At 49.2% G+C, this 11,418-nt stretch carries 9 protein-coding genes and 3 tRNA genes; 2 read left to right on the top strand and 10 right to left on the bottom strand.

What is annotated here, in order from left to right:
• Positions 1 to 213 precede the first annotated feature (213 nt).
• Positions 214 to 555: a YkvA family protein gene (locus tag TY10_RS01560; protein WP_337588321.1), complete on the top strand. Its 342-nt coding sequence runs from the start codon at positions 214 to 216 to the stop codon at positions 553 to 555.
• 467 nt (positions 556 to 1,022) lie between these two features.
• Here TY10_RS01560 and TY10_RS01555 read toward each other — a convergent pair.
• The 4 genes from TY10_RS01555 to TY10_RS30915 all read right to left on the bottom strand — a co-directional run bounded on the left by TY10_RS01555 (position 1,023) and on the right by TY10_RS30915 (position 1,602).
• Positions 1,023 to 1,108: transfer RNA gene (locus tag TY10_RS01555), tRNA-Leu, on the bottom strand.
• 17 nt (positions 1,109 to 1,125) lie between these two features.
• A tRNA-Ile gene (locus TY10_RS01550) sits at positions 1,126 to 1,202 on the bottom strand.
• Between the two features lie 35 nt (positions 1,203 to 1,237).
• Positions 1,238 to 1,314 (bottom strand) — tRNA-Met (locus TY10_RS01545).
• 123 nt (positions 1,315 to 1,437) lie between these two features.
• On the bottom strand, positions 1,438 to 1,602 hold the full coding sequence (locus TY10_RS30915; protein WP_202903125.1) for a hypothetical protein: 165 nt from the start codon (positions 1,600 to 1,602) through the stop codon (positions 1,438 to 1,440).
• A gap of 82 nt (positions 1,603 to 1,684) precedes the next feature.
• Here TY10_RS30915 and TY10_RS01540 point away from each other — a divergent pair, with 82 nt between their 5' ends.
• Positions 1,685 to 2,203: a 2'-5' RNA ligase family protein gene (locus tag TY10_RS01540; protein WP_238327399.1), complete on the top strand. Its 519-nt coding sequence runs from the start codon at positions 1,685 to 1,687 to the stop codon at positions 2,201 to 2,203.
• A gap of 94 nt (positions 2,204 to 2,297) precedes the next feature.
• Here the strand turns inward: TY10_RS01540 and TY10_RS01535 are convergent, their stop codons facing one another.
• The 6 genes from TY10_RS01535 to TY10_RS28530 form a co-directional block, all read right to left on the bottom strand.
• Entirely contained in the window at positions 2,298 to 3,842 is a 1,545-nt protein-coding gene (locus TY10_RS01535) for an ABC transporter substrate-binding protein (protein WP_042159872.1), read from the bottom strand.
• Positions 3,843 to 3,848: 6 nt separating this feature from the next.
• Positions 3,849 to 4,733 carry an ABC transporter ATP-binding protein gene (locus tag TY10_RS01530; RefSeq protein ID WP_042159870.1) on the bottom strand — a complete coding sequence of 295 codons (885 nt, stop codon included), beginning with the start codon at positions 4,731 to 4,733 and terminating at the stop codon, positions 3,849 to 3,851.
• A gap of 6 nt (positions 4,734 to 4,739) precedes the next feature.
• Entirely contained in the window at positions 4,740 to 7,637 is a 2,898-nt protein-coding gene (locus TY10_RS01525; RefSeq protein WP_042159868.1) for an FtsX-like permease family protein, read from the bottom strand.
• A gap of 3 nt (positions 7,638 to 7,640) precedes the next feature.
• The gene (locus TY10_RS01520) at positions 7,641 to 8,726 is read right to left on the bottom strand and encodes an efflux RND transporter periplasmic adaptor subunit (RefSeq protein ID WP_042159866.1); all 1,086 of its coding nucleotides are present in this window, start codon (positions 8,724 to 8,726) and stop codon (positions 7,641 to 7,643) included.
• Entirely contained in the window at positions 8,692 to 9,459 is a 768-nt protein-coding gene (locus TY10_RS01515) for an ABC transporter ATP-binding protein (protein ID WP_155985647.1), read from the bottom strand. The genes TY10_RS01520 and TY10_RS01515 overlap by 35 nt, the downstream gene beginning before the upstream one ends.
• A 175-nt stretch (positions 9,460 to 9,634) precedes the next feature.
• A complete protein-coding gene (locus TY10_RS28530; protein ID WP_052350282.1) occupies positions 9,635 to 11,362 on the bottom strand; it encodes a methyl-accepting chemotaxis protein in 1,728 nt (575 codons plus the stop codon).
• Positions 11,363 to 11,418 lie beyond the last annotated feature (56 nt).

Here is an 11,418-nt window from a genome sequence, read left to right as displayed (position 1 = left end):
CAAGTGTCTGTTCGTATAACCCACCAAAGTTTTACTATCCTCTAGCTATTACCTAATTACCTAATTAAGGAACATCCACCATCTCTTATCCTTCGACTTAATGCGACGAATTTCCTGCTATTGAAACAGAAAACCTGTTTTTTATGGGTTTTTAACCTTTTGTCGAAATTATAGTATGATACATAAGTAATAGTTCAAAAAGAGTGTTTTATCATGGTATCTATGAATGATCAGTATTCAGAGGAGTATTTGGGGGAGAAAATCAAGAAGTTCGGTAAGAAAGCAGGGTACAAAATAGTTTACGCAGCCCTATTACTCTTCTTTAGTCTAAAAGATGGGAATGTACCTGCTTGGGCAAAAACGGTTATAAACCGTGCACTAACATACTTCACCAGTCCAGTTAATGCTATTCCAGATATTTTCCCTGTTGCCGGATTTACTGATGATCTTGGAGCGTTATTTGCTGCATTGGGAGTTATACAGTTTATATCAGTGACGACATCAAGCAGAAAGCCAGAACAAAGCTTGTTGAGTGGTTTGGCACAGAATGTCTAGAGGATTTAGAAGATATCGACAGCAAATTAGGTTAAGTATAATTGGGATGGAGTAACCGTCCCAATTTCTTATAATCACATTATAAAATAAAGATAAGATATTTTGAAAACAATACGAGATTAATTAAACAACTCTATCATAGAGCTTCACAAGTCGCATCCACCACTGCACAAACTTTCCTACCTTGCATTCGCTCTTAGATAAACCAACAGAAGCTAGTTCTGTTTGATTATGGCCGAACACCAAAATGAATACAGATAATAGTGTGGCCTTTTCCTTTGTTTCAGCAGCAGTTTTTCACTTCTTTAAATCACATCGCTAACGAAAAAATCCTCCTTTGACAATAAGTCAAAGGAGGTTTTTCATTTTCATTCGAATCCTGTATACTTTATTCAAATACACAGAACTATGTTTTTACTGCAAGTATGTACATCGTAAAAAACCAATAAGTGCAAGGTTTTTTAGTATGCCGAGGACGGGAATCGAACCCGTACGGTGGTCACCCACCGCAGGATTTTAAGTCCTGTGCGTCTGCCAGTTCCGCCACCCCGGCATGGTTGATGTTTCAAATGGTGGGCCCTGAGGGACTCGAACCCCCGACCAATCGGTTATGAGCCGACCGCTCTAACCAACTGAGCTAAGGGCCCTCGTAAAATGTCCGTGCGACATTTAATCGAAAGGTTGGTTGCGGGGGTAGGATTTGAACCTACGACCTTCGGGTTATGAGCCCGACGAGCTACCGAGCTGCTCCACCCCGCGACAGTTCCATTTGGCAAAACATCGTAATGGCGACATCAATTAATATACAACATACGCCATTACATAGTCAAGCATTTTTTTCTCTGCTCAGGAAAATATATAAACAACGCCATTTTTGAAGCTTTACGGCAGGAAACGGACCCCGTATCTTCCCTTACGCGAGCGGAACACTTCGATCTCACTCGGACAATCGTAGCCATATACCCACCAGTCATTCTCCATTCTTCGAACGAGGACGCCTGCCTGAAATTTTGTCTCGTACAGCCTAACCCAATATATCCATCTCACTGTCGTATCCCTCCTTGGTTTTTAGAGTACCCTAATTTAGCAGAATATAAAGATGCTCCCACGGAGCAAAAAGGAGCTGATCATGATGATGCAATTCGGCATTGCTGCATTTCCGTCCAAAGAGGTACAGGATTTCGCCAATGGCTGGCGGATCCGCCATGATCCCAAATACAACGCGATCCCGCCTCACCTGACTCTCCGGGACAAGGAAGAGCTGTCCAAGGAACAATTGAAGGAAGCTGTAGCACACTTGGATACGGTCACTTCCACTTTATCGCCGTTCACAATCCGATTTAATCGAGTGTCCACCTTTTTCCCGGTCAGCAACGTGCTCTATCTGGCGCTGGAGGACCCGCTGCCCGTTCAGCAGCTTCAGCAGGCGATATGTAGCGGACCTCTAGCTATACCCGCTCCTAACTACGTCTACACGCCGCATGTCACGATCGGCCAGCAGATGGAGCCAGGCGAGCTGCATGATCTGTACGGCAACCTCCGTATGTCCGACGTAAGCTTGGAATCGGTAATCGACCGGATACATCTGCTTCATGCGACGGATAACGGCTTCTGGACCGCCTACCAGTCGTTCCAGTTCCGCAGCTGAGTATTTTGGCCTAACAAAAAGAGCAACGCGTACGGGACGTCTAGACGTCCCGTACGCGTTGCTCATTTTCTATTCATACATGCTGAGAATTCGATCAGCCCCCGGCTGCTGCTTTTAAAGCTTCTTCTTCATTAAGGGGCTTTACATCGATCGTGCCGCCTCCATCAGTCACGCCGCCGGTCGGATTGTTCTTCATTTTCTCAAGGACTGCATTGCCCTTCGTTTCCCATTCCTGCAAAGCTTCTTTGACCGTCTTATCGCCTTTGACTACTTGCTGGAACAGCTCATAGCCAGGCTGCTGCGCTTCCCAAATATTAGGCTTCGTACGATACAAAGCTTCTGCATCGTTGGAAGTCGGCGGAACAGGCTTTAGCGTTGTGAATGCGTTAATGTTGTAGTTTGCACCGTTTTTCGGCTTAATGAACTCTTTACGCGATACCAGCTCAGATGTACTGCGTGCTTTCAATTCCGCCCATTCTTTGCTGTTCGTAAATTCGATAAATTTCCAAGCGTCATCCGGATTTTGCGCGTTTTGGTTAATACCCATCAACTGGCTGTAGTAGATGTTTCCGCCGATACCTGGCTTTGTCGCATGTGTAGGAGGCGTAACGACATCCCATTCAAACGACTCAAAGCCTTTGATTTTCGATGCGTTGTTCATTGCACTGTTAATTTCGTTAATGTAGCCGTACTCGCCAATCGTCATGGCTACTTTACCGCTAATAAACAAATCACCGGAAACCGGGTTATAGCCGATATCTCCCGACATCTGTTTTTCATTCATTTTTTGCATATCTTCTTGGGACGGAGAAAGCTTCTCTTTGTACAGACCTGCAACTGTCGACCATGCCATTTCCCAGTCACCAGAATTTACAAGCATTTTCTCGCCCTTGTCATCCCACATTTTCAATTGCAGTGCGGAACCAAAGGTCTGTGCGTCGTAGAAGCCGTCGCCTCCCCAGCGGTTGATCGACAGTCCGAATTTGCGGTCTGCGCCTGTGCCGTTGGCTACCAGACGGGCTTTGGCAATAACATCATCCCATGTCATGTTGTCCGTTGGCGGCTCAACACCTGCGTCAGCAAAAATCTTCTTGTTATAGTAAAGAGCAGAAGCTGAGAAGGTTGGCGTCAATGCGTAAAGATTGTCATCGCCTGCCGCTTTAATGCCATCGATAACAGTAGGAACGTAGTCGCTCAGATCGAATTTCGCTTTCTGAATGAGCGGATCAAGCTGCTTGAGCAGGTTATCCTGCGTCAATCTGCGCAGCATGCTGTAGTCGATTACGACAACGTCTACCGGGTTTTTGCCGGTAAGCATTTCTTTCATTTTCACGTAAGGATCGGGCTGATTGCTTGCACCGCCTTCTGGATTAGGCGTCTCATAGCGTTGTTCGTTCCAGTCAATCGCATTGACAATTTCGAATTCGATGTTTTTATGCGTCATTTCATACATATCCGTGTACTGCTGACGGAAATATTGATCGTTGTCCCCGCTTCCGTACAATACACCAATCCGAAGTACGCGTTTTTCCGCTTCGCTATTCCCTCCGCTTCCGCTGCATGCTGACAGAAGAGCGATTACCATCGTTAGTGTCATGATGATAGCTACCCATTTTCTAACCGCTTTCCCCTTGTTCATATTGACCTATCCCCCCAGTGATTTAGGCGGCGTAATAATGATACGCTCACCGTCAAATTCCATTGTTGCTTTGTCTTTGATGTTGAGTGCCGACAAATATTCTTTCGGCACCTGCAACCGGCCTACACGGTCGACGACGACATAGGCCTCGTGTACGGCCTGCAGCCCTGTACCCGTATGCTCTTCCTCACCTCCACCCGAAGTCATATTCGGATTCCGCTTAATAAATTCCGTACTCGTAAGCCCGTCGCGAATGGCAACGACGCGGTCTACTTTGCCGGCTAACGACAGGTCATGAGTTACGATTACAATCGTAATGCCCATCTCGCGGTTCAGCCTGCGGAAAATGCCCATGATCAGATCGGAGGTTGCCGTGTCGACGGAACCCGTCGGCTCATCGGCAAGCAGCATTTTCGGACGGTTGGACAAGGATATCGCAATGGCCACCCGCTGCTGCTCACCGCCGGAGAGCTGATGCAGCTTGTTATGCATTCTCTCCTTCAGACCGACCCATTCCAGCAGCTGCTTCGCGTAAGGACGGTCCACTTTGCCTGAGAGCATCATCGGCATTTCCACATTTTCCAGAGCCGTTAAATACGGCAATAGATTGCGGGCATTGTTCTGCCAAATGAAGCCGACGGTTTCCCTCTTGTACTTCACAAGCTCTTCATCCGTAATTTTGAGCAAATCCCACGGTCCTACACGTACGGAACCAGCGGAAGGGTGGTCAAGACCACCCAATATGTTCAGGAGAGTTGATTTGCCGCTGCCGCTGTTACCGATAATGGCCATCAGTTCTCCGTCTTCCACCTTCAAGTTCAAGCCTTGCAGAGCGACGACCTCAAGATCGTCCGACTTGTAAATTTTCACTAGACCTTCGCAATCGATCATTGTTGATTACCGCTCCTCTCCCATTTTGACCGCTTGATGCACACGCAGCCTGCGGATATGCAGGAAAAGCAGCATCGCGCCCGTCAGCATCATGAATCCGACGACAGCGTAAAGCTGGTTCGTATCCTTCGAGTCAAAGATGACCCGGAATGGCGGAACGGTATCCGCTACATTCTCCGCTGTCTGCAGAAACGGCAGGAACAGTACGCTCGTTACTTTGCCGATTGCAACGCCAAGCCCGATAGACAGACCCGCCGTAAACAGCTGCTCCAATAGCAGCATGCCAGTCAACTGCTTGCGAGACAGCCCCATCGCCCGCAGTACGCCAAATTGAACGACACGGCCGGACAAATTAAAGAACCAGTAAAGCACATAGCCCATAAGCGTGACGATAACCGAAACGAGGAAACCGAGCGATAGGATACCGAATACGCCGCCACGGGTTGGATGCTTGGATTGGATCGTAAGCTCGGTTCGAACGTCCTTCACGGACGCCAGCTCCAAGCCTTGTTTCTGCAGTGCTGTAATGATCGGAGCAACCTTCGCATCCGGCTTCATCTTCAGCCAGACCTCGTAAGGCATAATCGGAAGCTGATCGTACAGATAGTCCAGATTCGTAATGACAAATGGCGACTGATCCGGGTATTGACTCGGCCAGTATGGCAATATGCCTACGATGACAAAATCAAGCTTCCCTTCCGCAAAGCCTACAGAAATCGGATCGCCCGGCTTCAGCTGATACTTCTCTGCAACCTTGGAAGGAATAAGTGCGGCTTGCTCATACATCCCCAAATAGTTCAAATAATTGTAAGGATGTGTAGGGAATAGATCGTTGCGGAACCAGGCCACCTTGGCAAAATCGACATTATCGATGCCCATGACCGTTCCTTGACCGATGGAACGGCCGGATACGACCACATTGCCTTTCGTCTGAAGCACGCGGGCTGCTGCCTCCACGCCCTCCAGCTTGCGGAACAATTCAAACGGCGGTTCGGTGTATAAAATTTTGCTAGGCGGTGCTTGACCTCCACCGCCGCCGTTACCACCGCCACCTGGGCCGCCTCCGCCGTTTCCGCCTCCACCATTACCTCCGCCGTTTCCTCCGCCACCGCCGCCATTGCCTCCGCTAGGCGGTTTAAATTCAGGCGTACCGTACCAAGACGTCTGGATAATAACATCGGAGCCGTACTTGTAGAGCGTACGTTCCGTAGAGTTCAGATCGATCGTACGTGCAGCCGATGCGTTATACACGCCAAGGCCCAGCGTTAGAATCAGCAGGATCATCAACGGATAATAGCCTTTGGATGAACGGGACAGCTGCGTCAGCGTCAAATAAAGCGGCACTGGCAAAAATTTGCGTCCGAGCCAGTTAAACAGCTTGAGCAGCCATGGAAACAGCCTTAAGCAGAACAATCCGAATGCGAATATCGCAAGCGCCGGCACGAAAAAGAGAAACGGCTGCACATTCAACTGGTCGGTCGTCATTCCGGTCTGGAACGTCAGCATTTGACGCTGATTGAATAGATACCAGCCATAACCTGCTGCACCCATCAGCAAGACGTCCAAGAACCAGCGCTGCCAGAACGGACTGCGGTCCGATCGGGCCAAGTCCCGCTTGTAGCTGACGATTGACGATCTTGCATAGATGATCGCCGGAATGACAGTGGACAATATCGCCAGCAATACTGCTGCGCCGCCTGCAATAATCGCCTCGGTCGAAAAACCGACCGGTATCGATTTGCGGTTGACGAATGACAGGAAGCCATTCGCCGAACCGATGCTTTTGGCCATGTACCAGCCCAGCATCGGACCTATCACCATGGCTACACCGCCTAGAAGCAGGCCCTCCAGCAGATAGATCCATATAATTTGCCTCGTCCCAGCGCCCCGGCTTCGCAGCACGGCGATATCGCTTCGCTGCTTATCGAGCGACTGGCGTGCATTCATCGCGATGAAGTAGAAGACCATCGCAATCATTGGCGCTGCCAGAGTGAACAGCAGCGTCTGCAGCTGCAGGCTTTGCTTCTTGAATTCATTGAGCGTATCGGCGAAGGAAATCTCAACTCTCGTTTCCTTCAGCTTCTGATAGAGCTCAATATTCAACCGCTCCAGTGTACGTCCAAGCGGCGAGAGCTGACTCGTCTTCACATTGGACAAGTCGAAAGCATAGTACCAGCTTGCATTGTGAAGCGGAACGCCCGCTTTCTCGAACAAGGATTTGGTCATCGCTTGCTCGCTGATTTGGAACGTGCTCATCAGCCCTTCAAGCCCTTGATACCAGAACGGGTCAGACTCGTTCAAAGGCTTGATTGCTCCGACGATTTTGACACGAAGCGTCAAGTTAAGCCCGCCGTATATCGGATACTCAAACACATCGCCGACATGGACGTCATTACGGAACATCGCTTCCTCGAACATAACCGTCTCGATTATTCCGTCAGAAGGAGCATCAACAAACCAGCGTCCTTGAGCCACTTCCACTTTATCCTTCAGCCCCGACATCGACATCATCGTCAGCTGTCTGCTTCGGCTTGCATCTACCTTATTAGGGTCCTCGGGAATGACATCCGCACTGCGTATGGAATACGTGCGAACGGCGGTATCGTAAGGAAAGCCAATTTTCCCTGGTACTTCTTCAGTAATAAAGGAGCTGACATCCGTTAAGGCAGCCAGATCCGTCTTCCCTCCTTGAGACTGATACCGCATAAGCAGCGAGCCTGCAGGAAGACCTGCGCTCTTCTGTTGGAGCGACTGGGCGACCACCCGTTTCAAGGCGCCGTCCGCATACATCGGAATACTCGTTGCAAATGCAACAGCCATCGTCAAACCCGCCAGCGTGCTTATTGTCATCCAGCGGGTATTCCACATTTTACGAAATAGAAACCGGAATAACGGTATTCCCATTAGCTATCGACCTACGACTTTCTGCCCTGGCTTCAACCCTGCCACAATTTCAATCTGTGTCGGCGTTTGCTGACCGATCTCCACATCCACCTCGCGTTTGCCTTCCGAATCCACGACCTGTACATAGGTGCGCGGGCCAAGCGTACGAAGCGTTGACGGCGGAATAACGATAACGTTTTCCTTCCTTTTCGTAATGACCGTAATCGATAATGGAGTTCCACGGTTCAGGTTTTTAGGCATATCCTTGATCTCGACGAGCATGAAGTCCTCCGGACGCTCCTGCTCCGGCTGTCCATTCGGATTGCCACCGCCTCCTCCACCGTTACCGCCGTTGTTTTGATCGTCACTCACAATCGGCATTGTTTTTACTGTGCCAGTGAATTTCCCGGCATTATTAATCTCCACAGAGATTGGCATGCCAACGGCGATTTTTGCAAAATCTTCCTTCGACAGCTTTGCTGCAGCCGTCAATTTGCTCGTATCCGCAATAACGATGATCGGATCATAGGCTTTGATCATGTCGCCCTTTTTCACTTTCAGTGTAACGACGGTGCCGCTGAATGGCGCAACGAGCGTTGCTTTGTTGATCTCTTCCGCAAGGTCGGAAATCTTCTGCTTCTTCTCTTCGAACGCGATCATTTTCTCCTCAAACTCGATCGGGTCCATCTCATCCTTCTGGCGAAGCGTATCCTTCATTGCGTTCTCTTCACGCTTGAAGGCCAGACGCTCGTTTCTCAAATCCCGTTGCATCAGATCGACGTCCAGCACGCCAATAACTTTGCCTTTCTCAATCTTGTCGCCAACCTTCACATTAAGCTCCTTCAAATGCTTCTCGCCCAGCGTAAAGAACAGCGTCTCTTCCTGCATAGAGATCAATTTCCCGACCACTTGCACTGTCGATAACAACGTAGTCGTCGTCACTTCGTATTCAGGCTTCTTCGCAATTTGCGGCGGAGCGATAGAAGGCAGCACTTCCTCTTCGCTTTCCTTCGGCAATAGCGAGCAGCCGCTCGTTAGCATAATGGATGCTGATAACATAATAATTGCACTTCGTTTAAATAAACTTCCCGTCCACCATTTCATAGACATGATCGGCAACCTCCAAAATCGTAGGATCGTGTGTAGTCATACATATCGTAACTTGTTCGGTGCGAATAATATTTTGAAAGACTGCCATAATCTGCGCAGACATATTCGTATCCAGTTCCGCCGTCGGTTCATCCGCTAGCAGCAAAGTAGGCTGGTGCGCGATTGCCTTTGCGATCGCAACCCGCTGCTGCTCGCCCCCCGAAAGCTCAAACGGCCGGTGATGCATCCGCTTCTCCAGTCCGACCAGTTCAAGACAGTGAGCAGCACGGTCCTTCCAGAGCGCTCGCGGCGTACCCGCCATTCGAAGCGACAGAATAACGTTCTCCCATGCCGACAGCAGCGGCATAAGCGCGAACGCCTGAAAAATAAAGCCCATTTCCTTGCGACGGACCAGCGTCCGGTCATCGTCGCTCATCTTATGAAAGGGTCTGCCGCCAAACCAGATCTCCCCGGTCGTCGGCGTATCAAGTCCTCCCAGACAGTTGAGCAGCGTTGTTTTGCCTGAGCCGGATCTGCCCCGGAGCATGACAAGCTGATTAGGCCTGAGCTCCATGTTCAGACCCTTCAGCACTTTCAGAGGAGCGCCGCCCGCTTGGAATACGCGTTCTACATTTATAACCTCCAACAGCTTGCCGTTATGTAACTTTTTGTCGGGCGGCTGTACGCTTTGCTCGATTAGCTCTGCTTGCTCCGTCTGCTCCATTTCTGCATTAACCCGCTTCTTGAATAACATGAATTGCTGCCATACCTCCCCTTACCCTTTTCATAATTCTCATCTTACACGATTAGACGCAGGACGAGGTGAAAAAGTTACATCAATATGCAATATCTTCTTCCGTAAAAATAAAAAAACTGAATTCGCCCGTTTTCCTAACGAAACAAGCGAATTCAGCATGCTATGAAAACCTCTATTTTACTTTAAAATGATGAATCGCGCGATTCAGCTCACCAACGATTTCATCAAGATGAACGGCAGCCGATGCAATGTTGTCCATCAGCGCCAGCTGCTCTTCCGTCGCTGCTGCAACGCTCTCCGTACGCTCCAGATTGGAAGCGGCCGACGATGCAGACTGCTCCATCGATGCATTTACTTCCTCGGAGCTTGCCGACATTTGCTGCGTAATCGCCGAGTTCTCCTGCAGCTGCTCTGTCATACTGTCAATGGCTGCCACGATGACTGTCAAACTTTGTTGAAGCTCCGTAACCCTCTCATTCCCGCGATCGACTTCCGTAAGCGTCTGCGACATATAATCCGAAGCGCCGGAAATATCGCTTCTTGTCTCTGCTACCAATTGATGAATACCGTCCGCTGATTCCAGGGAATTTGCTGCCAGCTTGCGGATTTCACCGGCAACGACGGCAAATCCCCGGCCTTGCTCACCCGCGCGAGCTGCTTCAATAGACGCGTTAAGCGACAAAATATTCGTCTGATTCGCGAACACCGTAATATTTTCCGCGATCGAGCCGATTTGCTGAGAACGAATCTGAAGATGGCCGATAACATCCGACAATTGCCCAATGACCTTCTTAACCATGCCCATTTGCTCTACAAGCCGCTCCAGCGCTTCTTGCCCTTGTCCGGCTTCCTCCGAGGTCGACTTGGATTGCTCCGCTGCAGTTGTCGTATTTTCTGCAATCCGCTGAATGCCTATCGTCATTTCTTCAATGGCTTTCGCTGTCTCCTCAGCGCTGCGTGCCTGCACCTCCGTACCGTTCGCAACCTCTTGAATATTGGCCGCAACATGATGCGAGGCAGCTGCCGATTCCTTAGATACAGCATTGAGCTGCTGGGATGAGGTGCTAACATCCTGCGCGTTGGAGCCAATACCGGTAATCAGCTGCTTCATGACTTCGATCATGCGGTCCACTGAACGCGAAATATCGCCAAGCTCATCCTTGTTGTACTTTAAGCTCGTCTCGGCAGTCAGATCACCGTCCGTTACCATCTGCGTCTTTCTCATGACGGTATTCACCGTGCGCATAACCGTCCGAATCGAGAAGAAAATCAGTAAAACCAATACAATAGAAACGAATCCCATACCGGCTAGATTCCCGATTTGAGTCCCCTTAAACTGCTGCTTGCTGCTGTTGATTTGATCTTCTGCATATTGATTCAGCACATTCCCGATTGCATCCAATCCCATACGGGTTTGGGTAAATTGCTCGCGTAATTTCAAGTCTGCCGCTCTATCGTAATCAGACTTAGCTGCTTTCATTATGGATTCCGACCAGGCTGTAAAATCAACGCTAAATTTGTCGGCAATATTGGCAATCGACAAACCTGTCCGTTCGTCCGTCAATTCCATCAATCCATTCGTCTCCATAATTCCCTTTGCAGCAGCCAGCCTTTCTTTGGCTTCTTTAATATTGAGCTCAAGATCTTTATCCCACTTCTCCTTGTCCGCACTGCTGATTTCATCCTCAGTCAAATATTGATAAGCCGACAGCGCTTGATACAAGTCACGATCTGCGTTCAGGACAAGCGTAGTCGTCCGGTTAGATACCTCGTAAACATCTTGAGACATTTTCGTATTCGTCTTTTCCAGTTCTCCTAACAAATATAACCCTGAGAACACATAGAAAAAAAGCGGCAGCACCCCAATTAACGCCAGTCTCCATCTCAAGTTAAATCTCATCCATATTCCGCCCCTTTTTACCATGTCTGAATGAAAGTTCCATGATACTATATCGG

Origin of the sequence: Paenibacillus gorillae (genome assembly GCF_000513275.1) — a bacterium.
Lineage (GTDB): Bacteria > Bacillota > Bacilli > Paenibacillales > Paenibacillaceae > Pristimantibacillus > Pristimantibacillus gorillae.
This window is presented reverse-complemented; position numbering and strand designations above follow the sequence as displayed.

Coding starts and splice junctions, on each gene's coding strand:
- TY10_RS01520 (WP_042159866.1), bottom strand. CDS start 8,726: ATGTCTATGAAATGGTGGACGGGAAGTTTATTTAAACGAAGTGCAATT.
- TY10_RS28530 (WP_052350282.1), bottom strand. CDS start 11,362: ATGAGATTTAACTTGAGATGGAGACTGGCGTTAATTGGGGTGCTGCCG.
- TY10_RS01515 (WP_155985647.1), bottom strand. CDS start 9,459: ATGTTATTCAAGAAGCGGGTTAATGCAGAAATGGAGCAGACGGAGCAA.
- TY10_RS01530 (WP_042159870.1), bottom strand. CDS start 4,733: ATGATCGATTGCGAAGGTCTAGTGAAAATTTACAAGTCGGACGATCTT.
- TY10_RS01535 (WP_042159872.1), bottom strand. CDS start 3,842: ATGAACAAGGGGAAAGCGGTTAGAAAATGGGTAGCTATCATCATGACA.
- TY10_RS01560 (WP_337588321.1), top strand. CDS start 214: ATGGTATCTATGAATGATCAGTATTCAGAGGAGTATTTGGGGGAGAAA.
- TY10_RS01540 (WP_238327399.1), top strand. CDS start 1,685: ATGATGATGCAATTCGGCATTGCTGCATTTCCGTCCAAAGAGGTACAG.
- TY10_RS01525 (WP_042159868.1), bottom strand. CDS start 7,637: ATGGGAATACCGTTATTCCGGTTTCTATTTCGTAAAATGTGGAATACC.